The 25,696-nt window shown below is 44.3% G+C and carries 31 protein-coding genes and 1 pseudogene; 14 read left to right on the top strand and 18 right to left on the bottom strand.

The window, feature by feature from the left end; genetic code table 11:
• Positions 1 to 168: 168 nt before the first annotated feature.
• The gene (bchI, locus tag JGK07_RS26250; protein WP_293177793.1) at positions 169 to 1,239 is read right to left on the bottom strand and encodes a magnesium chelatase ATPase subunit I; all 1,071 of its coding nucleotides are present in this window, start codon (positions 1,237 to 1,239) and stop codon (positions 169 to 171) included.
• A gap of 271 nt (positions 1,240 to 1,510) precedes the next feature.
• On the opposite strand from bchI, the gene JGK07_RS26245 reads away from it, so the two are divergent.
• The 4 genes and pseudogenes from JGK07_RS26245 to JGK07_RS26230 all read left to right on the top strand — a co-directional run.
• The gene (locus tag JGK07_RS26245; RefSeq protein WP_293191874.1) at positions 1,511 to 2,779 is read left to right on the top strand and encodes an ATP/GTP-binding protein; all 1,269 of its coding nucleotides are present in this window, start codon (positions 1,511 to 1,513) and stop codon (positions 2,777 to 2,779) included.
• Positions 2,772 to 3,185, top strand: coding sequence for an RloB family protein (locus tag JGK07_RS26240; RefSeq protein WP_293177796.1), 414 nt, complete (start codon positions 2,772 to 2,774; stop codon positions 3,183 to 3,185). Before JGK07_RS26245 ends, JGK07_RS26240 begins: the two co-directional genes overlap by 8 nt.
• A gap of 15 nt (positions 3,186 to 3,200) precedes the next feature.
• Entirely contained in the window at positions 3,201 to 3,764 is a 564-nt protein-coding gene (locus JGK07_RS26235) for a hypothetical protein (protein WP_293177365.1), read from the top strand.
• A gap of 612 nt (positions 3,765 to 4,376) precedes the next feature.
• Positions 4,377 to 4,472, top strand: a pseudogene (locus JGK07_RS26230) (1,4-alpha-glucan branching protein domain-containing protein); the annotation flags it as partial.
• Positions 4,473 to 4,579: 107 nt separating this feature from the next.
• Here JGK07_RS26230 and JGK07_RS26225 read toward each other — a convergent pair.
• Positions 4,580 to 5,254, bottom strand: a complete 675-nt coding sequence (locus JGK07_RS26225; RefSeq protein ID WP_293177368.1) for a PEP-CTERM sorting domain-containing protein — start codon at positions 5,252 to 5,254, stop codon at positions 4,580 to 4,582.
• A gap of 73 nt (positions 5,255 to 5,327) precedes the next feature.
• The gene (locus tag JGK07_RS26220; protein WP_293198695.1) at positions 5,328 to 6,353 is read right to left on the bottom strand and encodes a site-2 protease family protein; all 1,026 of its coding nucleotides are present in this window, start codon (positions 6,351 to 6,353) and stop codon (positions 5,328 to 5,330) included.
• Positions 6,354 to 7,177: 824 nt separating this feature from the next.
• Between JGK07_RS26220 and JGK07_RS26215 the strand changes: the two genes are divergently transcribed.
• Both JGK07_RS26215 and JGK07_RS26210 read left to right on the top strand, forming a co-directional pair.
• On the top strand, positions 7,178 to 10,396 hold the full coding sequence (locus JGK07_RS26215; RefSeq protein ID WP_293225442.1) for a S8 family serine peptidase: 3,219 nt from the start codon (positions 7,178 to 7,180) through the stop codon (positions 10,394 to 10,396).
• 46 nt (positions 10,397 to 10,442) lie between these two features.
• Complete coding sequence (locus tag JGK07_RS26210) at positions 10,443 to 10,964, top strand: hypothetical protein (protein ID WP_293291115.1); 522 nt, start codon at positions 10,443 to 10,445, stop codon at positions 10,962 to 10,964.
• A 37-nt stretch (positions 10,965 to 11,001) separates the two neighbouring features.
• Here JGK07_RS26210 and JGK07_RS26205 read toward each other — a convergent pair whose 3' ends face one another.
• The 10 genes from JGK07_RS26205 to JGK07_RS26160 form a co-directional block, all read right to left on the bottom strand.
• Positions 11,002 to 11,202, bottom strand: a complete 201-nt coding sequence (locus JGK07_RS26205; protein ID WP_293225446.1) for a hypothetical protein — start codon at positions 11,200 to 11,202, stop codon at positions 11,002 to 11,004.
• A 3-nt stretch (positions 11,203 to 11,205) separates the two neighbouring features.
• Positions 11,206 to 11,583 (bottom strand): type II toxin-antitoxin system VapC family toxin, encoded by a 378-nt coding sequence (locus JGK07_RS26200; protein WP_293225448.1) that lies wholly within the window; start codon positions 11,581 to 11,583, stop codon positions 11,206 to 11,208.
• On the bottom strand, positions 11,573 to 11,827 hold the full coding sequence (locus JGK07_RS26195; RefSeq protein WP_293225450.1) for a type II toxin-antitoxin system ParD family antitoxin: 255 nt from the start codon (positions 11,825 to 11,827) through the stop codon (positions 11,573 to 11,575). The genes JGK07_RS26200 and JGK07_RS26195 overlap by 11 nt, the downstream gene beginning before the upstream one ends.
• 63 nt (positions 11,828 to 11,890) lie before the next feature.
• Positions 11,891 to 12,040 (bottom strand): hypothetical protein, encoded by a 150-nt coding sequence (locus JGK07_RS26190; RefSeq protein WP_293225452.1) that lies wholly within the window; start codon positions 12,038 to 12,040, stop codon positions 11,891 to 11,893.
• 39 nt (positions 12,041 to 12,079) lie between these two features.
• On the bottom strand, positions 12,080 to 12,412 hold the full coding sequence (locus JGK07_RS26185; RefSeq protein ID WP_293177389.1) for a type II toxin-antitoxin system PemK/MazF family toxin: 333 nt from the start codon (positions 12,410 to 12,412) through the stop codon (positions 12,080 to 12,082).
• The gene (locus tag JGK07_RS26180) at positions 12,397 to 12,591 is read right to left on the bottom strand and encodes a DUF2281 domain-containing protein (RefSeq protein WP_194012388.1); all 195 of its coding nucleotides are present in this window, start codon (positions 12,589 to 12,591) and stop codon (positions 12,397 to 12,399) included. Before JGK07_RS26180 ends, JGK07_RS26185 begins: the two co-directional genes overlap by 16 nt.
• A gap of 244 nt (positions 12,592 to 12,835) precedes the next feature.
• Positions 12,836 to 13,192 (bottom strand): type II toxin-antitoxin system PemK/MazF family toxin, encoded by a 357-nt coding sequence (locus tag JGK07_RS26175; protein WP_293191872.1) that lies wholly within the window; start codon positions 13,190 to 13,192, stop codon positions 12,836 to 12,838.
• A complete protein-coding gene (locus JGK07_RS26170; protein WP_293177443.1) occupies positions 13,192 to 13,479 on the bottom strand; it encodes a hypothetical protein in 288 nt (95 codons plus the stop codon). The genes JGK07_RS26175 and JGK07_RS26170 overlap by 1 nt, the downstream gene beginning before the upstream one ends.
• 144 nt (positions 13,480 to 13,623) lie before the next feature.
• Positions 13,624 to 13,959: a XisI protein gene (locus tag JGK07_RS26165; protein ID WP_293191866.1), complete on the bottom strand. Its 336-nt coding sequence runs from the start codon at positions 13,957 to 13,959 to the stop codon at positions 13,624 to 13,626.
• On the bottom strand, positions 13,947 to 14,396 hold the full coding sequence (locus JGK07_RS26160) for an element excision factor XisH family protein (RefSeq protein ID WP_293225454.1): 450 nt from the start codon (positions 14,394 to 14,396) through the stop codon (positions 13,947 to 13,949). The genes JGK07_RS26165 and JGK07_RS26160 overlap by 13 nt, the downstream gene beginning before the upstream one ends.
• Before the next feature lie 387 nt (positions 14,397 to 14,783).
• Between JGK07_RS26160 and JGK07_RS26155 the strand changes: the two genes are divergently transcribed.
• The gene (locus JGK07_RS26155; RefSeq protein ID WP_293202906.1) at positions 14,784 to 15,017 is read left to right on the top strand and encodes a hypothetical protein; all 234 of its coding nucleotides are present in this window, start codon (positions 14,784 to 14,786) and stop codon (positions 15,015 to 15,017) included.
• Positions 15,004 to 15,339: a type II toxin-antitoxin system PemK/MazF family toxin gene (locus tag JGK07_RS26150; RefSeq protein WP_293177455.1), complete on the top strand. Its 336-nt coding sequence runs from the start codon at positions 15,004 to 15,006 to the stop codon at positions 15,337 to 15,339. Before JGK07_RS26155 ends, JGK07_RS26150 begins: the two co-directional genes overlap by 14 nt.
• Here JGK07_RS26150 and JGK07_RS26145 read toward each other — a convergent pair.
• From JGK07_RS26145 to JGK07_RS26135, 3 genes are all read right to left on the bottom strand, one after another.
• Positions 15,336 to 15,506 (bottom strand): hypothetical protein, encoded by a 171-nt coding sequence (locus tag JGK07_RS26145; RefSeq protein WP_293191862.1) that lies wholly within the window; start codon positions 15,504 to 15,506, stop codon positions 15,336 to 15,338. The genes JGK07_RS26150 and JGK07_RS26145 overlap by 4 nt on opposite strands.
• Positions 15,481 to 15,786: a DUF4926 domain-containing protein gene (locus tag JGK07_RS26140; protein WP_293213393.1), complete on the bottom strand. Its 306-nt coding sequence runs from the start codon at positions 15,784 to 15,786 to the stop codon at positions 15,481 to 15,483. The genes JGK07_RS26145 and JGK07_RS26140 overlap by 26 nt, the downstream gene beginning before the upstream one ends.
• 202 nt (positions 15,787 to 15,988) lie before the next feature.
• On the bottom strand, positions 15,989 to 18,544 hold the full coding sequence (locus tag JGK07_RS26135) for an EAL domain-containing protein (RefSeq protein WP_293213390.1): 2,556 nt from the start codon (positions 18,542 to 18,544) through the stop codon (positions 15,989 to 15,991).
• A gap of 266 nt (positions 18,545 to 18,810) precedes the next feature.
• Between JGK07_RS26135 and dapB the strand changes: the two genes are divergently transcribed.
• Complete coding sequence (dapB, locus tag JGK07_RS26130) at positions 18,811 to 19,638, top strand: 4-hydroxy-tetrahydrodipicolinate reductase (protein WP_293208402.1); 828 nt, start codon at positions 18,811 to 18,813, stop codon at positions 19,636 to 19,638.
• Positions 19,639 to 19,692: 54 nt separating this feature from the next.
• Positions 19,693 to 20,097 (top strand): four helix bundle protein, encoded by a 405-nt coding sequence (locus JGK07_RS26125; protein ID WP_293177471.1) that lies wholly within the window; start codon positions 19,693 to 19,695, stop codon positions 20,095 to 20,097.
• On the opposite strand, the gene JGK07_RS26120 is transcribed toward JGK07_RS26125, so the two are convergent.
• Complete coding sequence (locus JGK07_RS26120) at positions 20,038 to 20,244, bottom strand: hypothetical protein (protein ID WP_293291113.1); 207 nt, start codon at positions 20,242 to 20,244, stop codon at positions 20,038 to 20,040. The two genes, JGK07_RS26125 and JGK07_RS26120, sit on opposite strands and share 60 nt — an antisense overlap.
• Before the next feature lie 8 nt (positions 20,245 to 20,252).
• Here JGK07_RS26120 and JGK07_RS26115 point away from each other — a divergent pair, with 8 nt between their 5' ends.
• Positions 20,253 to 20,966 (top strand): phosphate ABC transporter permease, encoded by a 714-nt coding sequence (locus JGK07_RS26115; RefSeq protein WP_293177473.1) that lies wholly within the window; start codon positions 20,253 to 20,255, stop codon positions 20,964 to 20,966.
• Between the two features lie 364 nt (positions 20,967 to 21,330).
• Here the strand turns inward: JGK07_RS26115 and JGK07_RS26110 are convergent, their stop codons facing one another.
• Positions 21,331 to 21,921 (bottom strand): hypothetical protein, encoded by a 591-nt coding sequence (locus tag JGK07_RS26110; RefSeq protein WP_293177475.1) that lies wholly within the window; start codon positions 21,919 to 21,921, stop codon positions 21,331 to 21,333.
• Positions 21,922 to 22,365: 444 nt separating this feature from the next.
• Here JGK07_RS26110 and JGK07_RS26105 point away from each other — a divergent pair, with 444 nt between their 5' ends.
• From JGK07_RS26105 to JGK07_RS26095, 3 genes are all read left to right on the top strand, one after another.
• Positions 22,366 to 22,545 (top strand): hypothetical protein, encoded by a 180-nt coding sequence (locus JGK07_RS26105; protein ID WP_293177477.1) that lies wholly within the window; start codon positions 22,366 to 22,368, stop codon positions 22,543 to 22,545.
• A gap of 154 nt (positions 22,546 to 22,699) precedes the next feature.
• Positions 22,700 to 24,487, top strand: coding sequence for a CheR family methyltransferase (locus tag JGK07_RS26100; protein WP_293177479.1), 1,788 nt, complete (start codon positions 22,700 to 22,702; stop codon positions 24,485 to 24,487).
• Positions 24,488 to 24,490: 3 nt separating this feature from the next.
• Positions 24,491 to 25,441 (top strand): sensor histidine kinase, encoded by a 951-nt coding sequence (locus tag JGK07_RS26095; RefSeq protein WP_293225456.1) that lies wholly within the window; start codon positions 24,491 to 24,493, stop codon positions 25,439 to 25,441.
• Positions 25,442 to 25,696: the final 255 nt, after the last annotated feature.

The following is a 25,696-nucleotide window of genomic DNA, read 5'->3' as shown; positions in this document are numbered from 1 at the left end:
TTTGAGGGACGGCTCCTTTGCTCTCTCTATCAATAGTGAGAGTATTGCTATCGCGTATGCCCTGTTTGTCCAGGGTTGTGCAGCGTAACACCGTCAGGGTTTATCAGAATTTAAAGCCGACTCGCAGAGGTTCCATTTGTTAAGATACTACTCTTGGCCATCGATGCTCTAACCTTCGGTTGTTTCTAGGCCGAATACTCGATCGAACACTTTAGTCACTTTATAGCCGGAATCTATGGATTCGAGCGGGTCTTTCCGCAATCGGTGGCGCAAACACAGAGTCATTACCTTGCGAATATCGTCCACAGTGACTTCTGTTCGGCATTCTAAGGCGGCGTAAGCTTTCGCGGCCCGATTTGTGACCAAATCGCCTCGTAGCCCGTCTACGTCCAATTCGGCGCAGACTTGGGAAATTTTTACTCGCAAATCGCGATCGAGATTTACGGATTTTAATCTTTCTTGGGCTTCCACCAATTTCTGCTGCATATCGTCTTGTTGGTGCTGATATTTGGCGAGAAACTCGGGCGGATCTTGGTCAAAACTCGATCGTTGTTCGACAATTTCTACTCTCAGATTAGGATCTTTTACAGTGCGAATTTCTGCGTGCATTCCAAATCTGTCAAGCAATTGCGGCCGCAATTCTCCTTCTTCTGGATTCCCGGAACCAATTAAAATAAACTTAGCTGGGTGGCGGATTGAAATCCCTTCTCTTTCAACTGTATTCCAACCGCTGGCGGCGGAGTCGAGCAAAACATCGACTAAGTGATCGTCGAGCAAATTGACTTCATCGACGTAAAGAATGCCGCGGTTAGCTTTAGCTAAAAGGCCTGGTTCAAAAGCTTTAACTCCTTCGGACAAAGCTTTCTCAATGTCGATCGTACCGCACACTCTGTCTTCGGTAGCGCCGAGTGGCAAGTCTACCATTTGTACTTTTTTGCGGGCGATCGGCATTGTACCGTGATGCAAAGTGCGATCGCGCACTTCATCGCTCATCAAATCTGGATCGGTGGGATGGCTGTTAAAAGGATCGTCAGCCACGACTTCAATTTCTGGCAGTAAATCTGTGAGGGCGCGGATTGTGGTAGATTTGCCTGTACCGCGATCGCCCATAATCATCACTCCGCCAATTTTGGGATCGATGACATTCAAAAGCAGCGCCAGTTTCATCTCTTCCTGGCCAACAATCGCAGTGAAGGGAAAAACAGCGCGGCGGGCTGGGGTAGCGGTAACGGTTGGCAGAGCGCCCGCATTTAGGTTATTGCTGACTTCGGCAGTAGGACTCACAATAAATTCTTTACTCTAATGACAGTCCTCTATTGTGACATACAGGGGTACATTAGTCGATCGAAGGTTGGCGATCGTCATGCCGAGTCGGTTTACAAAAGCTCATACACTCATATAATATCTTGTAAAGTCCGTCAAGAGTTATAATTATTGAGATATTTATCTATCTATTTCATTGGCAGATATTGGCTGAGTGATTCTATCTAATTAAAAGTTGAGTTCCTCTATGTTAATTGATTTTTCAGTCACTAACTTTAGGTCAATTAAAGAAGAGCAAACATTAAGTATGATTGCAGACTCTTCCAGCAGGAAGAATGAGAATACTTTTGTGCCGATCGAAGGCAATAAACTGCGATTGCTTAACTCGGCTGCGATCTATGGAGCCAATGCTTCTGGTAAATCAAATATTCTCAAGGCTTTACATAGACTTATTTCCTATATTCAGACTCTCAATATTGATGTCGATCATAAAATTCCTTATTACGAACCATTTAAGTTAGATGAATCGCGATTAAGCCAGCCTTCTATTTTTAAGCTGAGTTTTATTCTTGAAGGAATTATGTATGACTATCAAATTGCTTTTGATAGTCGAGAAGTTCATCACGAACAGCTAGATTTTTACCCTAAAAAAAGAAAGTCAAACTTATTCATTCGTACAAAAAATGAGGTCAAACGCGGTGATTATTTTCAAGACAAGCGCTCTTTTTCAAATAAAGCTTTAACTAAATATCCTTATTTATCAAAAGTCGCTCGTGAAGAACATGAACAAATGCAAAAAATCTATGAATACTTAAAAACCTATGCTTTTTTCCCAGCCTATGATAATCAAACAAAAAAATCATTAATACGTCATGTCAACCAATCATTACAAGGAGATGAAAAACTGAAAAAGAAATTAAGTAAGCTCATCCAAATTGCCGACACTCATATCGATAGAATTAATATTGAGGAAAAATCAATGACTTCTGAATTTGATGAAGAGATGCCAGAGGATATTAAAAATTTAATAATGAGTGATAAATATGAGGTATTTGCAGTTCACAAAACATTTAAAAATAATGTGTTTACTGGTGAAAGTGAATTTTCATTTTTTCATGAAGAATCAATAGGAACTATGACACTTTATACTATTGGCACTCTAATTTTATTTATTTTAAATGAAGGTCATATTCTAGTTATTGATGAATTAGATAATAGTTTACATCCCAAACTGTGTAAGTTTTTAATTAAGTTATTTCACCATCCGTCAACTAATCCCCGTAATGCCCAACTAATTTTTGCTAGCCATGAAACTACATTGCTCGATCGAGAATTGTTAAGAAAAGACCAAATATGGTTTACCGAAAAAAATAAATATGGTGAAACACAACTCTTTTCTGCCCAAGACTTTGACAAGGTAAAAGGTGATGAACCTTTTGACCAATGGTATATGCAAGGTAAATTTGGTGGTCAACCTAATATTAAAGAAGTTGAATTTATGTTTGGTGATGAATAAAAAAAGAGAGAATAAACGAAAACAGTTAAAGCAGTCGATCTACATAGTATGTGAAGGAACTAATACAGAACGAATTTACTTTGAGGAGATTGCTCAACAAGATGATGTGTTTGAGAAATATGCGGTCAAAGTTTATCCAAGTGAAGAAGACCAAATCAAAGCAGCAAAAAAAGAAGGTGAATCTATTAAAACAGATGCGATGAATCTGGTCAAACTCGCCAAACAAGAAATAAATAATTATGATGAAGTTTGGGCAGTTTTTGATAAAGATGGTTATACCAAACACGAACAAGCATTTTCAGAAGCCAAGAAACATGGTGTGAATCTTGCTTTTTCAAGTATTGCCTTTGAGCATTGGATTTTATTGCATTACGAACAGTATCGAACTGCTTTCCCTAAGTCCTAAAATGTTATTGATTACTTGGAACAATCAGATTATTTTACAGGCTATGCTAAAAAAGCAGATATTTTAATTTATTCTAGACTTAAAAGCCTGACTAAAACAGCTATTGAAAATTCAGCATGGTTACGGATGAAGATGGCACAAAATTTAGCTGCTTGCGATCATAAAATCTATGAATTAAATCCTTATACCACTGTAGACAAGTTAGTCATAAAGCTTTTAGATTTGAATCCTGTAACCTATGGAGTTATTAACGAAACACAGAAAATTAGCGATATTAGTATCACGGTTAATGCTGTTCAGCACAACTGTGGAATAATAAAGTTGAGTGTTAGTATTCTCAATGACAAAAACATTACCTATTTAGTTAACAATGACAGCGGTCACTTTTATATAAGAGATGAAGATCAAAATAAATTTCAACTTGCTCTTGATAATCCAATAATAATTGAACCAAGTTTAACTCAAGATATTATCTTAAAGTTTGAAATATTTTCCGCAACGGGGACTTTAAGATTTCATTTTAGTCCTAAGCCGAATGAAATACTAATTATTGCCCTTGACAATGTAACTGAACTGTAAAAAAACTATCACCCTGACAACAACTCGCTATCTCCCAGATAACCAACGCCTTTCTTGCGTCAGCCAAACTACCAAAAATTGTTCCGATGATAGCGCACGATCGCACTTACCTCCGATCGACTTTCAATTTTATAATCTTGGACGCAGGAGTGGTCAGAAACCGGATTTTTTCGAGAATACTCGATCGCAGTGCACAGACTCCGCCAAAAACCCGGTTTCTTTGGTAAATGCGTAAGTCTGTTTCTGCAAAACCCAAGCGCAACTAAGATTTGCGGCATTTACATGACAAATTTGGGCGGGCAGGATGCCCACCCCACAAGAGTTTGCAGCAAAGTTACCACCGATGTTAACTCAGGGTAGATGGTAGAAGAAGGGCGATCGCGCAACCCTAATGTAAACTAATGTAACGCTTTTCCGGATTTTGCATAAAAACCTCAAGTTCCCACAGATATATATTTGAGGGCATTTTCCAGCAACTATTTTTCAGGGGTACACATGGCTGAACTTAACATCGGGGCATTGACTGACAGCAAAACCTACACAGGTAGTGTTGACAGTAAAAATATTTTTGACCTTTATCCATTTAACATCAAAAATCCCGGAAGTTTGCAAGTTAAAGAAGGCAAAGTCGATTCTGGCTGGCTGGAGAAGGTTCAGGAGATAGATCGCATCTTCCCTGAGATTAATTATCGCATTTATCGATCGCTTGAAGTTACCCAAAACAGATGCAGACGGCGGTTGAAACCGCGTCTACACGAACAAAGTCTGCCTCCGCAGACTGAAGAAAATAACGTAATTTTAACCGCTAGGTCTTCTTATCTTTTTGTTCGTCTTTTCTTCCACAATAAACCCATTCCCGCCGCCACAAACGTACCAGCCACCGTCATCGGTTCCGGCACAGGTTCATACTCATAAGTTACACTAGCAGCAATATCCGCCGACACCTTACCGCCAAAACTACCTCTAGCAGGACTCCCCAGAATTTGAGTTAAACCAGTTGTCGCCACACCAGCAGTAAAAGTATCACCATCGCAGCCAGTTAAAGCACTCAAAAACTGCGGCAAATCATAACTTTTCGACACGCTACCAGAACCAAAACCGCTAACACTTCCCGTACCACCGCTAGCAATCTTCGTTTCCGGCGGACTAGCCAAAACACTCAAAGTCAAATTCGGGTCAGTTTTCAACAGCCGAATATTCACAGCAATATTAGCATTAGTTGCTGCCGTTCCCGTAAAATCTCCAGTCAAAGGAGTAATGCTGACACTATTATTAACAGTAGACTTAACCGTAACATAAGCCTTCAACAGAGTACCCAACAGCGAATTAAACTTCGGCAAAACCACATTCGTACTGCTATTTAACGGCTGCGAATCCAGATTCACAGTATAAGTTTGACTCAGAGTAGCAGCTTCTACGGAAAAACATTGACTAACAACCGCAAAACTCAAACTTCCGCCAACAATTCCCAACCTTTGACAAACATTCATATCAGTAAACCCCTAACTAAAAAAATCAACAACATTTTGTGGTACGGGCGTCTCGCCCGTGATTAATCTGCGGTTAAAAACTCCAAACCCGCAAAACCCAGTTTCCCAGCAAGGAGATTAAATAACTCAAAGCAAAAACAGTATAAATGATACTCAAAGGCGCATAAGCTGCCAAAACCAATCTATCACTTGATTCTGCCTCAATCTCCTCCCTCCGCAATAAATCCATATAAAAATCAAACGACTTTTGACGCAGATTGTTAATGCCAGTTCCTGCCACTAACAAATAATAACCATCAAATCGGTTGAGGGGATTCAAATTAATTGCTACAGTCAGCAAAGCCGCCACCATCAATAAATAACTAATTTGATGACAGACAGGATTCGACTGCGAAAACAGCCAAACCCAAACAGCAAACGCCCAAATTGTTACTTGAATCAAAACTCCCGCAGCCACGACTAAAACCCGCTGTTTTCGCTTGACTAAACTGTATTGGTCGCTAGTATCTGTATAACATCCAGGAATGAAACACATAAATAACAATCCAATTTCTTTAACAATACCGCCGTAATGTTTGAGCGTGAAAGCATGACCGAGTTCGTGCAAAGATATTACCAGGATTGTCAGCAACACAAATGTGATAATAGTCTCAATTTTTCCGGCTGTCCACAACTGCTGGTGCGAGACAACAACTTCCGCCGAGGAACCAAACCAAGCTGCTGCGGAAGATGCGATGAAAGCGCACAGGAAAAACCCAAACTCCCACGTCCAAATCCAGCGCAATTTGTCGATGTGCTGCGACAGCCAGACATCGGGATTGACTAGGGGAATTGTGAAAGATAGAAGATTGAATTTGGCTTTCGGGGCTTTTGTGCCTTCTAGCATTCCCGTTTGTGCTAAGCTTCTCAACAGATTTTGCACATCTTCTAAATCGATGTTGTATTCAGCGAGAGTGTTAGTTACGGGTTGTTTGCCTAGTTGCAAGATTACCTGTTTGTCAAAGTCGTCAACTTCCATGAAAGTCATGTCTTCGGGATTGCGAAGTATCCAATGACCGTCTGGATGAGCTATCCACTGCACCGCTGATTTGAGTTCCATAGCATATTGTTACTTTGGCTGACAAAGTGCGATCGACTAAATAAGAATTATGCCTTGGTAGGCTAAAAGATCGATCGCCCCTAGCGCCTGTTTTCAAATTTCCCCTTTCCCCGTTAAATTCAGATCCCCTCGCATCCTCCTTAAGTAGGAGATTTTGAAGAAGCTCTTTCTCCTCCCTTTTTTTAGAGAGCAAAAGTGCGATCGCCCTAAATCTTGCTGAAAACATAAATTTTCCAAGCAATATGTGCCCTGTTTCAAAGAAGCAGGGAAACGGGAGAGTAGTTTTTGAAGAAGCTTTGGTGATATTTGCTAGGGCTTCAGACCTCATTCCAAATTTCACCTCTCGGTTCATATTATCAGAAATTATAAAAAAAGCAAGGGCCAATTCTAACTATTTTTGGAATGTAGCGCTGGCGGCCGGAAACCGGGTTTTTTATCGATTTTAAAGGCTGCGATTCCATATTTTCGTAAAAACCAGGTTTCGGAGTCAGTCCTAATTTAAGTTGGCAAAAAAACTTTACACAAACTTTACAATCGAAAGAGGGTTTTTGGTGTAGGATAACCGTGAAGAAGCAAGAAAAACCGAAAAATTAAGCATTGACAAAGTATGGGCTCAATCGCCAACGAGACCGTTAGCAAAGCGCGGCAGATGTGAAGCGATCGCCAATACGTAAAATTTGTTAACTTTGCGTAGTTTTTCAAACAAACAGAAATTTTCAGATTATTACTTACAGATTTTTGTCAAGTAACGATTTTGGTTGAATGCGGGAGGCATTCGATCGAGTTCGTGCGATCGAATTCATATTAATCAAGGTGCAAAGATTATGGGTTGGCTAAATTTGGGTGGCAAAAAACGCAAAGAGGCTCAAGGTTTTGGGAATTCACCGAAACGCAAAGGCCGCAAAAAATCCCGCAGTCATGTGTTGGAAAGAATTGTAACTCCGAGTGCGGGTGTTGGGGGATGGCTGGATGATTTGAATCCGCTGCATCAGTTATTCGGTTCTTTGTCGCTACCTGATTTAGATTTACCGAATTTCTTGGCTGATAGCGGTGTTTGCCCGATCGCTCCTTCTGCGCCAACCAATAATTTACCACCGCTGATTGATTTTGACCCGCTGGGTTTGTACCATGATGGGATTGCGACTCAAACTCCTTACAATCCGGGCGGTGCGTTTGAGACTTTGCCGATTGCTTTAATTCCCGTCGATCCCCATTCGCCAAATCCTAACAATCCGAATGCAATCCGTCAATTGCTAAATTTTCCTTTGGCTAATCAGCCGTTGCTGGGAAGTATTGATACGGGTGTGAGTGCGGATAGTCCTTATTTGAATTACGGGAATATCAAGAAGGGCCGCGATTATGTCGGCGGGGATGATAATCCGTTGCTGAAAGCTGGGGAAGGTAGCGAGCACGGTACTTTTATGTTGGGGATTATTGATGCAATTAATAAGACTGCGCCGAAGTGGGTGGGAAGGGCGATCGATTCTGGGAGATGGGCGGATTCTTTGGTAGAGTTTGTGGATGCTGCGAAGGCTTCTGGACAGAAAAATGCGATCGCGAATCTCAGTTTGGATTTGACTCAGAAGAATGCTGACGGGAGTGTGACGACGCGCTATGAGTTGACGACCGCAGAAAGAAGTGCGATCGAATATGCGCGGCAAAATGGGGTAATGCTGGTAGTGGCGGCGGGTAACGACGGCGGTGTGATGTCGGTTTTGGGTCAAGCTTCTCAGGAATTTGACAATATTTTTACTGTTGGGGCTGGGGATATTAACGGGCGATCGATCTATTCTAGTTATGGCCGCGGTTTGGATATTGTGGCGGATGGGGGCACGACTGAACACCCCGGTTTATCGACTGTGGGAAATGATTTGGGGACGATGGCGGGGACTTCGGTAGCGACTGCGAAAGTTGCGGGGGCGGCTTCTTTGGTTTGGGCGGCAAATCCTGCTTTGAACTATCGTCAAGTGATGGAGATTTTGAAGTCTACGGCGAGGGATTTGGGGCCGGTTGGATGGGATGATGAGACGGGTTTTGGGTTTTTGAATACGTTGGCGGCGGTGGATTTGGCGAAGAAAACGATGCCGGAAGTTTACGAAATTCCGGCAACAGTTGTTCCTGATACTTGGAGTGGCGAAGGAAAGGTAACGCCTGGGGAACGTGCGGTTGCTGTACCCCTGTGGCCAAATATCGAAGCAGTAAACTTTTCTGGTTCGGTAATGGCAACGATTGGTGCAAATGTGCGATCGGGGCCTAGAACTAGCTTTGGGAGAGTCGGCACATATGGCTATAAAACTACTCTTCAATTTAGCGGTTGGACTTATGGAGAGCGCATTCCTGACGTTCAGCTAGGAACTCCCGATGAGCGCTGGTATCGGATTGCTGGCACGAATAACTGGATAGCGAGCGCACTTATTAACGGGAATGCTCCCGGTTCTACTCCGTTACCACCTATACCAACACCAACACCAACACCAACTCCAACACCAACACCAACACCAACTCCGCAAGTTCCAATTAACTCTAATTCAGCTAACTATCGGAATGGGGCGGTTAATCCTTTTGCCTACCGCTGGCAGGGGCAATGCACTTGGTATGCCTATGGACGGATGCTGGAAACAGGATTGTTACCCGCAGCTATCAAGAAAAATGCTTTGTTCCTGGGTAATGCTGGGCTGTGGAGGAACGATGCTTTGAAGGTAGGTTTGCCTGTTACTTCTACACCAACTGCTGGGGCGCGGGGTTTAGTGGTTTGGCCGCCTAATACTAAAGGGGCTGGAAGTGTGGGTCACGTTGCCTTTTTGGAAGAGGTTTATCCCGATGGAAAGGTTCGGATTACTGAGGCAAATTGGCCGACAGGTAGTGGAATTAAGGAACGAATTCTGACGCCGGCTCAATATGCTGGAGTGTCGTTTGTCCGACTGGAAAATGCTCAGACTAATTCCTATAATGCACCTCCGGTAAAGCCTGGACAGCAGCGGCAGTATGTTGTGCGTAGTGGAGATACGTTATCGGCGATCGCTCTCCGAGAATTGGGAAATGCTAATCGTTGGACGGAAATTAAGAAAGTTGATGGTAGTACATTTACCGCAGCGGAAGCACAATCGATAAAACCAGGACAATCGATTTATTTGCCTGTGAGTTATCAACCAGGGCCGGGTGTTGCCGTTACTCCGAAACCATCCTCTACGCCGGGAGTGAGTAGACCAGTTGGCTCTGTCACAATCGGCGTAAAACCTATTAATGATTCTGGCAATAGTCTCCCAGATATCAATTATTTGTCGCTGTCTACAAATAATCCCAACCTAGCTGCAACTTACAGAATTGGTTCGCCAACCCGACCTGATATCAAGCACGATGACGGCTTTTCAAAAAAGGATAAAGAGCCACCGACATTAAATGACTATCTCATTCGGGCAAAATGGAGGGCGGCAGCGAGCGCAACATTCATTCCAAACCCGCTGAGATATTTGCCGGATGGAGCCGCTGCATATCTTTACTACCAGGATGGTAAAGGTGTAGACCGTAATTTTTCTTATGACAAGTTCGTCAATGATGATGAAAGTGGTAAGGTTGCACTGAAAAACTTGATTCTTGACGCACAGGCTGGAGCCGAAAACCTTTACCGTCAAATAATTTCAAAATATCCAGCTTATGTCAATAAAGAAGTCAAGTTCAACATAACCAGTAGTGCAATTGTGGTTGGCAACCCAAACGATCCCAGATTTAGTTACCCTAAGACAGAAAACTGGCAAAAAGCGATAGGCGGTCACTCAGTTTGGTTAAGTGCGTCAGTAACTGTGACTCCTGGTCAACCACCAAACTACAAACAGGATTTTACACTGCACGCTCAGGATCGCTATAACTTTGACTTAGGTAAGTCGGACCTTGCATCTGGGGCTCCCGATGCGGAAAATGGAAGACTTGTAGTTGTTGGTTTAGCTAATGAGTATATGCAATACTCGACTTTATCGCGACAAGTTACATGGAAACAAGGTAATTTGAACAATGCCACGATTACCAATGGTTTAGTTCGTGGCTAGGTAGGAAATTTTCATCAGGTTTAGCCTTTAGAGAACACTACAATTTATGGGTTCACAATTTTTTCCACAGAGAAGTCTATTATTCGCCTTGTTATGTGTTCTAATGACCAGTTGTCAATCAACAAAAGTTGCACCTAAAACAGTATCAAGCAATATGGCAGTTTCTCATGATGTTGAAAAGCTAGGTCAGCATATTAATTTGCCTGCTGTACCGATAAAAGTGACTTGGCAAACAATAGACATAACTAAACCCAGCATAGTGCCTGGGCCTAGTGATTGGTCATTATTTGCAGTTGTCACATTTAATGAACAAGAGATTGATGGTATCATCAGCAAATCTGTGCGCTCTCAGCAAATGAATCGTCCATATCTTCAAAACAAGTTTGTTTTAGACTGGTTTTCAACAGAACTAAAGAATAATTTAACGCCATCTGAAACACGAGGCTTTATGAGAATAAACCTGAATGGATATGAGCCTGATATTTTTGAAAAATCACCTCTCCAGCATGGTTACTTCGTTAGGATTGGAAAAACCTCAGATATATTTCTTTATTTACACACGCAATAAAGAATACTTCAACATTCGTAAACCTGACTACTTTCAGTTAATCCCCCTCTTTATCAAAAAAAGGCGATCTATCTCCTAAACTCAAAGTCGGCCCGATCGCCCTTTTGGTTACGAATGTTTTTGCAGGTAAGCGCGATCGCCCTTCATCTATACCAGATGCCAAACCTGCGATCGCCCTTTTAGAAGGAGTCAAAAAGTGCGATCGCTTGTTTGGGATGGAGAGGGCGATCGTTGGCAATCTCTACCAATTAATTACAGTTAAACTTGTTACCTTTGCAAACTCTCGATCGGCTGTCACCAAAGTTGCTGAATTTTGGATTGCCATTGCTGCAATAACCGCATCCGGCAGTTTCAAGCGATGTTGCTGGCGAATTTCAATGATTTTGTCAATCAAAACAGCATCCATCGCCCCTAAACCAAGAACCTCCACTCGTTGCAGAAACTGCTCAAAAATCTGACGATCGTCTTTAGTCAGCCCAGGAAATACCAGAAACTCAATTTGGCTAATTACTGAAACTCCCAGCCAATCGGCATCTTTAAGTAATTCAACCAGTTGAAGATTCCCTTGAAGCAAAGCAACGATCGCATTCGTATCCAACACATAGCGATTACCACTCATCGCGTAGATTCCTCTGCATTGTTACTGCATCTCCCCGCCAAGTTAATCGCCCTACCAAATCCGAAAAATCATAGCTGGGTGTCTGCTTACCCTCTGACGAAACCGGATTCAAAACAACTAAAATTTCCCGTTCTTTTAGCAATCGTAATCCAGCCAGAATTACTTCAGAAGCAGATGAGTACCTACCGTTTTTGACTGTTGATTGAACAAACTGCTCTAGTTCAGGAGTTAAGGATATATTCATGATGTTGAGTCACCTATTTGAGTCAACTACTCTCCCCATAATAACAAAAATTATCCAATTTTGTTATTTAACATTTTTGGCTGCGGGAAGATGGCGCGATCGCCCTTCATCTATACCAGATGCCAAACCAGCGAGCGCCCTTTTGGAAGGAGTCAAAACGTGCGATCGCTCTTTCCAGCCCAAAATGGCGATCGCACAACACAACATAGTCAAACAGTATTTTAAGCAGAGGGAACGCTTGACAATAGAGAATTACTGCTGAATAATTTCAACAATCTTAGCGATCGCCTCGTTTAACTTTTCAGTTTTAAGCTGACCGGCTTTATAAAGTATAATTCCTCGATCTGCGGTAAACAAGCGATTAGGTCTAATGTTGCTAATTTGGTTAAGTCCGCCCTCGCTAAAATCACTACTTTCAAGAGTGATAGCATAGCGATCGGCGATCTTTTGGCTAGTAATCTGACAAAGAATTATATCGTCTCCTGCCAAAGTTGCGATTACTAGAGCCGGTCGGCGCTTGGCTTGTGTTAAATCTGAAAATGGGAATGGAACAACTACTACATCACCTTTTACAAATTCTGCCATGCTTCATCCTCTTCTAACTTTAACCAGTCTTTTTCCAAAGAAGATTCACTGAGCAGGCTTGCTTCTAACTTATCTTTATTGTATTTTAATTTGAGGAATTGCAGGAAATTCCAAACTTCTTCTAATATAAATTCTGGAATATTCTCTACTTCCTTAAGGAGTAATTCTTTAGCGTTCATCTCATTTACCTAGAAAAATATACTAATTGAGGTCATGCGTAACTCCTATCTATTATAGCATCCTTGAGATTAGCAGCTCATCGCGCAGATTCCTCTGCCTCCTCTGGCTCAACATCAGCAACTTTAGCCAATTATAGCAGGATCGCCTTGCTTGTAAGCGCAGATAAGCGATCGCCCTTTTGGAATAAGTCAAAAAGTGCGATTCCCTACGGGATAGCTTCGCACGCGCTTACTTCAACTCATTCTATTCTTCTACATTTTCAAATTCATCCATTTGCAATGTATACTGCAATGCCACCTGTAATCTTGATACATAATCTGCTGAAAGAGTGCCCATTTTTTTGATTAATCGCTCTCGATCTATCGCTACTATTTGATAGCAAAGTACGACTGAATCTTGTGGTAAACCACCTTCACCAGTCGGCAAAATAATTGTCCCTGGTATTTTAGCACGCCGCAGATTACTTGTTACGGGAACTACGATGACTGTTGTAGTAAAGCGGTCTAATGTATCTCGCTGTACAACAATGACTGGTCTAATTCCTGCTTGTTCTGAGCCTCTCGAAGGATTCAAATCTGCCAAATAAACATCTCCTAGCATCAGATTTTATCCAGTTGTTGAAGTCTCAGCATATAATCACTTAAGGCAACTTCTGCCAACTCTAAATCTTCTGCCGCAAACTCAGATTTTAGTACCGCAGCTTCCTCATCAGAAATGGCATCCCACTCTCGAAATAATTGCCTTTTTTTAGCAAATTTTTGATTTTGTTGAGTAGCTTGCTGTTTCTGGGCCAGATATTTCCCGATCGCCCGATCGAGTTCCTGTAACTCTAAAATTTCCAGCATTTCAAGCTGATTGACAATTTGGTTGAGGATTGCCTGTGACATCGGTTTTCACTTTTTGTGCTTGCCTACTTTGTCTATTATACAACTATTACCGTCAGTCGATTGGCGATCGCCCTTTTGGAATTAGTCAAAACGTGCGATCGCTCTTTACCCCTTTTTCTCAACCAAGGGATCTCGCCCTTTACCTCAAGCAATTGCAAAATCAGTCAACTTCCGGTCTTCATAATGGTAAAAAGCCAGCACAATATCTTTTTGAAAAACCCCTCGATCCAGCAAATCCTGAGTCACCCCCTCCTCAGTTTCATCTCGTTCAATCCAGAGTTTGCCCTCGAAAATTCGCAGATGCACGATAGTGCTGTGAACTCGCCGATCGCCATTCCATCCAAAACTAACCAGCAAATAATGGTCGCGATCGCTATCATAAACCGCCGACATATCGCTCTGCCCGAAACTAGGTTTATATCGGGCATATTCGTCGATTACTTCTCGCGCGATCGATCGATACTGAGTCAACTTTTCCATAGTACAATCTCCTCTAAGTCGGGATTGAAAACAATCAAAGGGAATTGTCGTTCTTTAACAAATTCCTGAATCGACGGACGCTGAAAAAAGTTTTCATAAGTGCGTTTCGGAATGGCAAGGTATAGAGTACGATCGGGCTCCAGCCGTGCCATAAAACTCGAATATAGATAGTATTGTCCAACGGCTCGTTCGAGATCGGTCACTGGGGAAGGACTGATAAATACCTTCACCTCAACAGCAATTTTTCGCTCACTCCTCTCGGCGGCAATTAATCTTTCGGCTCCTAGATCCGCGTAAACAGTCAAGTCTTCAAATCTAATAGTGAAAGGATCGTGAGTAATTGTCCAGCCGTCTTTAATGAGAGCGGCTTTAACGACATTATGGTAGATATCTGTGGCATAAACTAGCTCAAAACACCCCTCTAATCTAGTATACACTGGTGCAATAGTGCAATACAAACTGAATATCTCGCCATCGCCCTTTATTTCGGAAGCGGAAATAAAAGGCGAGATCCCTTTTGGAATAAGTCAAAACGTGCGATCGCTTTTTGCCTATTTTTGGCTATATGGAAAGGGCGATTCACGCTCGGGATAGCTCCGCACGCGCGGTCTTGTCGATGGACAGGGGCGATCGCTATGAGTGGGATGGAAAGGTCGATCGCTTTTCTCGACCGAGGAATCTCGCTTTTTGGTTCGAGGAGGGGCGATCATTTTTCTAAGGAATGGAGCAAATTAATCGTAGAAAAACGGGTCAAAGCCTGTGTCCCTAGAACGTCAAAATATGATAAACTTAGTAAAAGCACTCGCCTTCAAGATATCCAAGCCATGAAGCTTATTTCTTTGTCAGCACATTTTGATGGGCAATCTATTCAGCTAGATGAACCCTATAAGCTTGAACCAAACATAAAACTAATTGTCACAGTCCTCCCGGAACAATTAGCAGAACGCGAAGCCTGGTTGTGGTTGTCAAGGCATCAACTAAACAATGCTTACAGTCAGGACGATGATTACCCGAGCAATGCAATTAAAACACTAAATCCTGACTATGCAGGAAGCTGATGTTGTTCTCACCCCAATACCCCAAACTGACGGGACAACTAAAAATCGTCCAGCCATCCTTCTGAGGGAACTCCCACCTTATAGAGATTTTTTAGTGTGTGGTGTTAGTACCCAACTAAATCAACAGGTTCCAGGTTTTGACGATATTATTTCCCCCTCTGACTCAGACTTTGCTGCCAGCGGTTTACGGTCTCAATCCTTGATTCGGTTAGGTTTCCTTGCTGTATTACCTCGCAATCAAATTATCGGTTCTATTGGAGCTATTTCCTCAGAGCGACATCAACGCTTACTAAAAACTCTGAGTGATTATCTTGTGAATTAGGGAGAAGGGCGATCGCTCTTTTTTTCATGGAAAGGTCGATCGCCCTTTTTTTCATCGAAAGGTCGATCGCCCTCGATCGCTTTTTCACGGGCGAAGGGCGAGATCCTTTTTGATATAAGCGATCGCCCTGACAACAACTCGCTATCTCCCAGACAAAGAACGTGCAAACTCTAAAACTTCTATCTGACGTTCGTCTGACAAACGTCCAACCATCGCAGCTAATAGCTCAGATACAGACAACCAACGCCTTTCTTTCGACTTCCAAACAACTAAAAACTGCTCCGTAGACAGAGTACACAAAGCTATCATTTCGCCAGAGCGATCGCTAAATTCTACTTCGTAATTTCCATCATCATAACAATCTACAATTGCCCCTCTAACACCTAGGTGTAAATTAGATTCAGGCAATGTTACTAACAATTCGACTGCATCAAATAATTCTGGCACGATCGTGCTTACCTCCGAACGAATAGTGTTAAATGGGGTACATCTGGTTTTTGAAGAGGGCGAAGCATGACCGCATATAAGTTATTAGTTATTATCTCATATTTACGGAGGTCATGCTTCGCCCCTACGGATATATTCGCTTGCATTGAGATACACCCGTTAAATGACTAATGACTGCTGACTAATGACTAATAACTAACAACTACCACTGCGGTTCCGAAGCCATCAAAGCAGTAGCTTCATCGCTCGGTAAGGGCTTAGCAAAAAAATAACCTTGGCCGTATTCGCAGCCGATCGCCCTTAACCTAGCTAATTGCGCCGCCGTCTCCACACCCTCAGCAATCACATCCATTCCCAAAGCGTGGGCCAGGGTGACTATTGTTCGGACGATCGCCACATTCTCTCCCTCACCCAACTCCATCAGCCCGACAAACGACTTATCAACCTTCAAAGTATCCGTAGGAAACCGACTCAAATAACTCAACGACGAATAACCAGTGCCAAAATCATCAATTCCCAATTTGACATTTAAGGCTTTCATCTGCTTCAAAACCCCGATCGCCGATTCGACATCATCCATCACCACACTCTCAGTAATCTCCAACTTCAAACTCTCGGCACTCAAACCCGTTTCTGCCAAAATAGCCTGAATGCGATCGACCAAATCCGGCTGAGCAAACTGCTTCCCAGATAAATTTACACTCATAATCAAAGGGCGATCGAAATTAAACATTTCCTCCCACAGCCGCAACTGCCGGCAAGCTTCCTCCAGCACCCACTCACCAAGCTGCACAATTGCCCCCGTTTCCTCAGCCACCGGAATAAACTTGACCGGCGAAATCAAGCCCCGCTGGGGGTGCTGCCAGCGCACCAAAGCCTCAAACCCAATAATCCTCCCGCTAGCCAAAGACACAAAGGGCTGGTAGTGCAGCAAAAACTCCCGACGCTTCAGGGCCATCCGTAAATCTGTTTCCAACCGCAACCTCTCCAACGCCAAATCGTGCATCGAAGCATTAAACACCTGATACCTTCCCGTTCCCAAAGCCTTCGCCCGGTACATCGCCGTGTGGGCGTCTCGCAGCAAGTGTTCCGGCTGTTCCCGGGTGGTAGCAGTTGGTTCGCCCCCCACCGCAATTCCGATACTCGCCGTGACAAACACCTCCTGCCCTCTCACGTCAAAAGGCACAATTAAAGCTTGGTGAATGCGATCGGTCAAATCGATCGCATTCCCCAGATCGACATTCCTCGCCAAAATCGCAAAATCGTCACCCCCCACCCGCGCCACAGTATCCGCGCGAGCAATACTTGCCCTCAGCCTCCGCACCACGGCCATCAACAGTTCGTCCCCTACCAAATGACCTAGAGAATCATTAATTACCTTAAATCGGTCTAAATCAATAAACAGCACTGCAAACAGATAGCTGTGGTGGCCTTTATTGTGGGCGATCGCCCGCCCCAAACATTCCACAAACAAATCCCGGTTCGGCAAACCCGTCAGACAGTCGTGAAAAGCATCGTAAAGCTTCCTGTAAGCGCTGACGCCCACACCAGTCACCACCAAACCCAAAGCCGGCGACACCAGCGGCACCCACCCACCCTCAATAAAAATCGCAAAACTAATTCCCAACAGCCCCATCAACAGCGCACCCCCAACCAATGCTGCCCTCGCCGGGTGCACAATCCGCCAAGCCACAACCCCGCCAAGCACAGCCCAAGAAGCGTTCCACAAAATTTCCGCCCATTGCGGCCAGATCCAAAACAGCGATCGCCCCTCCAAAACGGCACTCAATATTTGGCTGAGCATTTGGGCGTGCAGGATCACCCCCGGCATTTTCGGAGTTTGTTTTTGAACCGGACTGTAGGGCGTCAGAAACACGTCTCTGGTACTAGGTGCTGTCGTTCCGATCAGCACAATTTTGTCCTTTATCCAGGTTGGGTCAATTTCCCCCTTCAATACCTGCGACATACTGACTTGTCGCGCTACATTATTGGCAGAACGGTATTTGAGCAGAATTTGGTAGCCTCTGGCATCAAGATTTGCATAGCCGCCGCTGTCAGATTTTAAAGGCACAAATTCTGCTTTGCCCCAGTTGATTTGGTGGGGATGGACAGGGCTATCTGTGGGCTGCACGCTGTTTTTGAGATACAGCAAAGCCAGTTGCAGAGAAAACGACGAAACAGTAGTCTTGTTTGCTTGCGAGACTGAGAGTAAATGGCGGCGCACCACGCCGTCAGCGTCGAGCACGAAGTCGTTAAAACCGATTCGATCGGGCGGTATTCCTTGGGGCGCCGGGACTCCCGGACTTTCTGCATCGCTCATTTTGGCGATCGCCACTACATTCGGTGCTTTCAGCTTGACCAGCAATTCTTCGTGTCCCGGTGGTTGCGGCAAATCTCGGTACAAGTCCAAACCGATGACTTTTGGCTGGTACTTTTGCAATTTTGTCAAGGTTTGGGCGATCGCACCGTCGGAAACCGGAAATCTCCCCAAAGCTTGAATATCTGCCTCGGAAATTCCCACTATCAGCAGCCTCGGATCCCTGCCCGCATCGGGCTGCAAGCGTACTAACGAGTCAAAACTGCCCAATTCCCAGCTTTGCAGCCATCCCAACCGTTGAACTCCCAGATTCAGCAGCGTTACAGTAGCACCCGCCAGCATTGCAGGCAAAATTCTGACCCGGCGGCCTGGAGAACTCAGATCGAGGCCAGTGGCGACAGACAGTACAGAACGAAGATTTCGAGAGAATTTGGGAGTCACAGAAAAAATATATGGGTGCAAATTCGCTTCGCACAAGTCTGTTCCACAGAATTGAGCTTATTATGAGATTGAGTGTAATTTTTTCAGAAATTGTGCCGAAACCGAGTTTATTTAAGTTAATTACTCGATTTTGCCAAGTATTTCGGGAGGGGAAACCGGGTTGTTGAAGATTTGCCGACAAGTCCTGTTTTTTATTCCCCTGTTTCCCTAAATTCCCACAAGCGTTAAAATTTAGTCGATCGAAGTTTCAGGATATTTTTGAGATTATGGCGAATCAACTTCCGATTCCGGTGATTGTTAACGGTGCTGGTGGCAAGATGGGCCGCGAAGTAATTAAGGCGATCGCAAATGCTGATGACATGACTTTATTTGGGGCTGTAGACCGCTCTCCTGAGTGCCTCAACGCCGATGCGGGGGAATTAGCCGGATGCGGCCCGTTAGAAGTTCCGGTAACAGACGACTTGCAAGGAATGCTGGTATTAGCATCTCAGGAAAAGCAATTAGGCGTGATGGTAGATTTTACGCACCCTTCGTCTGTTTATGAAAATGTGCGATCGGCTATAGCTTATGGTATACGGCCAGTAGTTGGGACTACAGGATTGAGCAGCAAGCAAATTGATAACTTAGGTGAATTCGCTGACAAAGCCAGCATCGGCTGTTTGATTATACCCAATTTCTCGATCGGCATGGTTTTGCTACAACAAGCAGCCGTCACCGCATCTCAGTATTTTGAACACGTAGAAATTATCGAGCTGCACCACAATCAAAAAGCCGACGCTCCCAGTGGCACGGCGATTCAAACTGCTCAAATGCTAGCAGAATTGGGAAAAACTTTCAATGTGCCAGAAGTTGAGGAAACCGAAAAAATAGCGGGAGCTCGTGGTTCGGTGGCCGATGAAGGGATTCGGATTCACAGCATCCGTTTGCCCGGTTTAATTGCCCATCAAGAGGTAATTTTTGGTGGGCCAGGTCAAGTTTATACTTTACGACACGATACGAGCGATCGGGCTTGTTATATGCCGGGAGTTTTGTTATCGGTGCGAAAAGTGCTGGAATTGCGATCGCTCGTTTACGGATTGGAAAAAATACTCTAGGGAATAGGGAATGGGGGATTGGGAATTGGGGATTGGTAATAGAGGGGTGTAGATATGGCAAGACCTGATTTTGAGGATTTGGATGTTTACAAATTGGCTGAAAAGCTAGCAAATGAGGTTTGGTTTATTGTCAAACAATGGGATTATTTCACGAAAGATACTATGGGCAACCAAATTGTACGAGCCGCCGATAGTGTTTGTGCTAATATCGCAGAAGGACGCGGCAGGTACAATCATCAAGACAATCGGCGTTTTGTTAAAATTGCCAGAGGCTCTTTGTATGAAACAATCAGTTGGTTGAGATTGGCATATGCCCGAAAGTTGTTAGCAGATGAACAAGTCATAAAAATTCAACCAATAATCGATGAATTGCCACCAAAACTCAATGCTTATCTAAACTCAATTGGTGGTAAAAAAGATCGAATAAGTGATGAAAAAATTGAGATAGATCGCCAATAAAAAATCTCCCCATTCCCCATTCCCCATTCCCCATTCCCCATTCCCCATTCCCCATTTCCCCATTCCCCATTCCCCATTCCCCATTCCCCATTCCCCATTCCCCATTCCCCATTCCCCATTCCCCATTCCCCATTCCCCATTCCCCATTCCCCATTATGCTAATTCCCTTAACTCGCGAAACCTTTCAAGAACTAATTCCCCCCGTGGCTACCGGAGCACAATACAAACATATTTGGGGGAAACCGCCCGATTTTTTAAGGCGAATATTAATTTCTGCGGTAGCTGTAGTTTTGTTGCTAGTAGTTTATAATTTTGCCGGTTCCGATGTCGGGCCTCTAGTTTTAATTGTCGGATTGATCGCTGGTTTGTACTGGCTGTGGGGGCCGATTTTCTGGGCTAGTTTGCGGAATGCAGAATGTCGTAAATATAAATACTGCGGCTTTTGGCAAGGGCGAGTATTGGATATTTATATCACCGATGAAGTCACAAGTCAAGAAGAAACAGTCAATCAAAAAGGACAACTTGTAATTGTTGACAACCTAGAACCGCGAATTAATTTAGAAGTTGGCGACAAAACCGGATTTACTACTACGCTTCGAGCTCCATTGCAGAAAAGTCATCAGGGAATTGTCCCCGGTCAAGCTGCTTTAATGTTAATCATGTCGAATCAAGAAGATTTGGGCAGAATTGCCAAAGTTTCGGATATTTACATTCCCAGCCGCGATGTGTGGGTGAGCGATTATCCTTATTTGCGTAAGGATTTGTTTGTGGAAATGAGCCAGCAAATTAAAAAAGGCAGACAGAAAAAAGGGCGAGATACTGATAATGAAAGTACAAGGGTGAAAAGGCGATCGTCCGCTGATTATTGAACAAAAAAGGTTCGTAGTGAGGACTTTAGTCCGCATCAGGTTCGTAGTGAGGACTTTAGTCCGCATCCAAATCAAATGAATTGAGGCTGTGGCGTTGTCAACGGTTTTGTTCACAAAGGACAGGGTGCGTCAGACAAAACGGGTGCATCTGGTTTTTGAGGAGGGCGAAGCATGACCGCATATAAGTTATTAGTTATAATCTCCTATTTTCTGCGGTCATGCTTCGCCCCTACGGATATGTTCGCCAAAATGAGATGCACCCGACAAAGCAACCAGCAATGCAAAAAAAATTAACTTGCTGACGCACCCTACAAAAACCCAAAAACCTTATAATTGCGATCGCACAAAACGTGCTTTCACAGCATTACTGCGGCTTAGTTTCCGATGATTTTTGAAGGCTTTGTGCAGCCCGAGGATAAGCATCCTTAAGAATCGCCTTAACTTTTGGCTTCTGTTCAGTAGTGAGATTAATTTCAGTCAAAGCTTTACGCATTTTTTCACCAGACTTCAGCTTAGCGTTCAACTGTTTGTATTGCTCAGCCGTGAGTACCTTTGCGAGTTTTTCACTAACTTCCTTGCGCTTCTGTGTGCGTTCAGCATCAGAAAGTTTTGGTTTCTGGGAATTTGTGGGATTTGCAGCCACCGCGTCAGGTTTAGCATCTTTAGAAGCAGCAGCATCCGCCTTTGTTTTTGACACCGCGTCAGATTTAGCAGCATCGGAGGAAGCAGTATCCGCCTTTGTTTCCGATGAAATAACTGGACTCGCCGCAGTCGCATCGGGTTTAGCAGCATCGGAGGAAACAGCATCCGCCTTCGGTTTCTCTAAACTTACGGGATTTTCCTTAGCTGGATTAGATTCCGAGGCTTCCGGGGTGTTGGGTGGCGCACAAGCAGACAAACCGCCAATTAACATGACACCGGCGAGAATAAATGCTGGTGCGATCGTACTTTTCATGATTCACTGCCTCTAGTTAACTTTGTTCATCAATGTTATAGCGTAAAATCGATCGGCGCATGACCCAAGACTCCTAACTTCACCAGTCAATCGATTTTAGATTTTAGATTTTAGATTTTAGATTTTAGGGTGTTGCTTAATCAGGGTAGGAAAAAAATAAGTTGAAAATCCCCAAGCTTTGTCGATACTGGTTTCTATGACTGGCATATTTAGCCTTTCATACCGTAAATCAGCAACGCCAGCATTTTTTTATTATAGTGCGAGCTGTCGCGAGCTCGCGTATTCTACTCGCGAGCGGGGACAGCACTATAAATGCCAAACTGAGATGCTCCCAATACGATCGCCATTAACGCCAAAAATTACCAAAATAAATTAAATCAAATAGCTCTTGACATCAAATTTAGAAAAATTTATAATTGTAGGGATACCAAAAATTATTATAACTTGAGCTTCCTAGAATTATTCAGCCAAGAGACTTGCCCCCAGTTTACCGAACAAATCAAAGCTGACCTAGGTTACTTCAAACACGGTACCAACTTGCTAGAGAAAGCAATGGAAGCAATGAGGGGCGTAGTTGCGATCGAAGAAGCCCGTCGCGATGCAGAATTAGAAGCAACGATTTAAGCAGTAGGTTCAGCCTTGGGAGTTGTGGGCATAGTAGCCAGCATTGCTCCCTACTTTATTGAGTTATTTGAGACTGCGGCTCGACCGTAGGGTAGTATATTGTGATAAAGTTGAGACCCACAATTCGCAGTCACTAGAAGTTCTGCGATCGAACATGAATCCTAAAAAATCTGCCAAGAAATCTCAGCCTAAAGCTGATATCGCAGCCGAGGGAAAGCAACAGGACGATCGCCAGGAATTATTTCCAGTGGTGGGAATTGGAGCGTCTGCGGGTGGATTGGAAGCTTTTATGGAATTGCTGAGCCATTTGCCGATCGATACAGGCATGGCTTTTGTGATGATTCAGCATATGTTACCGAATCAGGAAAGTTTGTTGAGCGAGATTTTAGCTCGATCGACTCAGATGCTCGTAAATGAGGTGACAGATGGGATAAGTGTAGCACCGAATCAGGTATACGTCATCCCCCCGAATGCCAGCCTGACGATCGAATCCGGGGTGCTGAAGCTAATGCCCCGCGGCAGGGGACGCGGGGCGTTTATGTCCGTCGATACATTTCTGATTTCCCTCGCCGCGGAAAGGGGGAACAAAGCCATCGCCGTCGTTCTCTCCGGGGGCGACGGCGACGGGGCCAGAGGATTAGAAGCGATTAAAGGCGCCGGCGGTATTACTTTTGCTCAATCCGAAGCATCGGCACAATTCACCAGTATGCCACACACTGCGGTGGCGACCGGTCAGGTAGACTTTATCTTGAGGCCGGAACAAATTGCCCAAAAGATCGCCGAAATCGGCTGTCATCCCTACATTGCCGATCAAGCTGCGATCGAATCAGCAGTCAGCCAAGATGCGATCGCCACGATCTACAATTTACTGCTATTGGCGACAGGAGTTGACTTTACTCACTACAAGCAAACTACCTTGCAACGGCGGATACAGCGGCGGATGTTGCTCTACAAGCTGGAACGGATCGAAGATTATGCTGCATATCTCCAAAACACTCCGACAGAAGTCACCGCGCTGTATGGCGATGTCTTAATTCACGTCACCAGCTTTTTTCGGGATTCCGAAAGCTTTGATGCTCTAAACAGCAAAGTGTTTCCCGAAATCGTCAAAAATAAATCGCCGAAGTCGCCGATCCGAATTTGGATTGCCGGTTGTTCCACGGGCGAAGAAGCTTATTCGATCGCCATTTGCTTGCTAGAGTCTTTAACAGAGCGAGACATCGATTTGCCGGTGCAGATTTACGCTACAGACATCAGCGACAGTGCGATCGCGATCGCCCGCAGCGGCTTTTATACTAGCAGTCAAGTCGCGGATGTTTCGCGCGATCGCTTGCAGCGGTTTTTTGTTCAAGTCGAGGGCGGATATCAAATCGCCAAACAGGTGCGCGAACTCTGTGTTTTTGCCAGACAAAATTTGATTAACGATCCGCCGTTTTCGCGGATGGATTTGATTAGTTGTCGGAATGTGCTGATTTATCTGGGAGCTTTGTTGCAGAAAAAACTGCTGCCCATGTTCCACTACGGACTCAGCCCCGAAGGCTTTTTGCTGTTAGGTACTTCGGAAACGATCGGTGAATTTGGCGAATTGTTTGGGCTGTGCGACCAAAAAAACAAAATTTATGTCAAAAAACAGTTATCGCATTGGCTGAGCATTGATTTAACTGCCAGCCAAAATCCTCTGACAGCCATCAACCCTCCACTGCTGGTGCCGCCAAGCTGGAACGAAATGGAAATGGAGAAACAAGCCGATCTAATTGTTTTAAATGAGTATGCCCCCGTCGGCGTCGTAATTAACAGCGCCAGCGAGATTTTGCAATTTCGAGGACAGACGAGCAGCTATTTAGAACCGGCTCCGGGTAAGGCGAGCTTTAATTTGCTGAAAATGGCAAAATCGGGATTGCGCGTCCAATTGCCGGAGGCAATTCAACAGGCCAAAAATTAGCAGTTGCCGAGCCAACGCACAGGCTTGCAAATTATCGAGGTTGAGCAAATTGAGCTAAATCCAGTCATTGAAAATGCGATCGAGGTGGTTCGTTTGGCCGCAGCAGCCAAAAATATTCAACTTGAATCGAGGATCACTCCTTTATCCCTAAAACTGTTGGGCGATCCAAGCCGCTTGCAACAGGTACTGTGGAATCTACTTTCAAACGCGATTAAATTCACCCCAGCCGGAGGCAGAATAGACATCTCATCAGACTACATTGATGGCATGGCTCAAATCCAAATTCGCGATACTGGTAAAGGCATTGACGCTGATTTTCTTCCCTATGTGTTCGATCGCTTCCGTCAGGCGGATAGTAGCTATTCTCGAAGCAACTCTGGATTGGGCCTAGGACTCTCGATTGTCTATCATTTGGTAGAACTCCACGGCGGTAGTATTCGTGCAGAAAGTGGCGGTGAGGAACAAGGGGCAATGTTTACCCTCAGGTTGCCGCTGCTAGCAGATACGCAAAAAAGTTCAGCGCTTTGTGTTGTAGAAGCAGTAGCAGAAGTAGATGTTGCTAACCAGCCTGTAGCGGCAATGGCACAGATTCCATCCTTGGCTGGTGTACGAGTGCTGCTGGTGGATGACGAAGCATATCTGCGTCAGTTATTCACAACCATGCTGGATGAGTATGGAGTTGAAACTAGCGCAGCGGCATCAGCAACTGAGGCGATCTCAATGTTGAGAGCAAATCCCGATCGATACGATCTACTTCTTTCTGATATTGGAATGCCAGAACAAGACGGTTATTCGCTGATGCGGCAGATTCGGACACTGAGTGTGGAGGAAGGGGGAGAAATTCCTGCTGCGGCGATCACGGCCTATGCTAAAGATGACGATCGTCGATCGGCGATCGCTGCGGGTTTTCAGATTCATGTCGCTAAGCCGATCGATTCAGCTCAATTAGCATAGATCGTGGCTTCTTTAACTGGGCGAATTTAGGAATGAGAATTAAATAACTTACAATTTTAATTATTATTGTGGGATGGGCGTCCCGCCCGTCCTTTCTGGACGGGCGGGACGCCCGTCCCACAAATATGTGTAAATTATTTAATTCGCGATCCTTAGTTAGGGCTTGCTGAATAATTGATTGCCAACCAAGAGCAGGAGCGATCAATATATTCAAGCTTGGTTAAAGATAAGTTTTTTCTGTATCGAGTCGCCCCA

This window comes from Microcoleus sp. PH2017_24_DOB_U_A (assembly GCF_020738205.1).
Classification (GTDB): Bacteria; Cyanobacteriota; Cyanobacteriia; order Cyanobacteriales; family Microcoleaceae; genus Microcoleus.
The sequence above is the reverse complement of the archived record's forward strand: the minus strand, read 5'-3'. Positions and strand labels throughout refer to the sequence as shown.

What these genes read in the sequence shown, in the direction of transcription:
- JGK07_RS26185 (WP_293177389.1), bottom strand. Translation starts at nt 12,412, where the DNA reads ATGGCAGAATTTGTAAAAGGTGATGTAGTAGTTGTTCCATTCCCATTT.
- JGK07_RS26240 (WP_293177796.1), top strand. Translation starts at nt 2,772, where the DNA reads ATGAATAAAAAAAGAGAGAATAAACGAAAACAGTTAAAGCAGTCGATC.
- JGK07_RS26195 (WP_293225450.1), bottom strand. Translation starts at nt 11,827, where the DNA reads ATGAATATATCCTTAACTCCTGAACTAGAGCAGTTTGTTCAATCAACA.
- dapB (WP_293208402.1), top strand. Translation starts at nt 18,811, where the DNA reads ATGGCGAATCAACTTCCGATTCCGGTGATTGTTAACGGTGCTGGTGGC.
- JGK07_RS26125 (WP_293177471.1), top strand. Translation starts at nt 19,693, where the DNA reads ATGGCAAGACCTGATTTTGAGGATTTGGATGTTTACAAATTGGCTGAA.
- JGK07_RS26180 (WP_194012388.1), bottom strand. Translation starts at nt 12,591, where the DNA reads ATGAACGCTAAAGAATTACTCCTTAAGGAAGTAGAGAATATTCCAGAA.
- JGK07_RS26225 (WP_293177368.1), bottom strand. Translation starts at nt 5,254, where the DNA reads ATGAATGTTTGTCAAAGGTTGGGAATTGTTGGCGGAAGTTTGAGTTTT.
- JGK07_RS26150 (WP_293177455.1), top strand. Translation starts at nt 15,004, where the DNA reads ATGCAGGAAGCTGATGTTGTTCTCACCCCAATACCCCAAACTGACGGG.
- JGK07_RS26215 (WP_293225442.1), top strand. Translation starts at nt 7,178, where the DNA reads ATGGGTTGGCTAAATTTGGGTGGCAAAAAACGCAAAGAGGCTCAAGGT.
- JGK07_RS26165 (WP_293191866.1), bottom strand. Translation starts at nt 13,959, where the DNA reads ATGGAAAAGTTGACTCAGTATCGATCGATCGCGCGAGAAGTAATCGAC.
- JGK07_RS26210 (WP_293291115.1), top strand. Translation starts at nt 10,443, where the DNA reads ATGGGTTCACAATTTTTTCCACAGAGAAGTCTATTATTCGCCTTGTTA.
- JGK07_RS26175 (WP_293191872.1), bottom strand. Translation starts at nt 13,192, where the DNA reads ATGCTAGGAGATGTTTATTTGGCAGATTTGAATCCTTCGAGAGGCTCA.
- JGK07_RS26120 (WP_293291113.1), bottom strand. Translation starts at nt 20,244, where the DNA reads ATGGGGAATGGGGAATGGGGAATGGGGAATGGGGAATGGGGAATGGGG.
- JGK07_RS26100 (WP_293177479.1), top strand. Translation starts at nt 22,700, where the DNA reads ATGAATCCTAAAAAATCTGCCAAGAAATCTCAGCCTAAAGCTGATATC.
- JGK07_RS26245 (WP_293191874.1), top strand. Translation starts at nt 1,511, where the DNA reads ATGTTAATTGATTTTTCAGTCACTAACTTTAGGTCAATTAAAGAAGAG.
- JGK07_RS26110 (WP_293177475.1), bottom strand. Translation starts at nt 21,921, where the DNA reads ATGAAAAGTACGATCGCACCAGCATTTATTCTCGCCGGTGTCATGTTA.
- JGK07_RS26155 (WP_293202906.1), top strand. Translation starts at nt 14,784, where the DNA reads ATGAAGCTTATTTCTTTGTCAGCACATTTTGATGGGCAATCTATTCAG.
- JGK07_RS26200 (WP_293225448.1), bottom strand. Translation starts at nt 11,583, where the DNA reads ATGAGTGGTAATCGCTATGTGTTGGATACGAATGCGATCGTTGCTTTG.
- JGK07_RS26170 (WP_293177443.1), bottom strand. Translation starts at nt 13,479, where the DNA reads ATGTCACAGGCAATCCTCAACCAAATTGTCAATCAGCTTGAAATGCTG.
- JGK07_RS26220 (WP_293198695.1), bottom strand. Translation starts at nt 6,353, where the DNA reads ATGGAACTCAAATCAGCGGTGCAGTGGATAGCTCATCCAGACGGTCAT.
- JGK07_RS26115 (WP_293177473.1), top strand. Translation starts at nt 20,253, where the DNA reads ATGCTAATTCCCTTAACTCGCGAAACCTTTCAAGAACTAATTCCCCCC.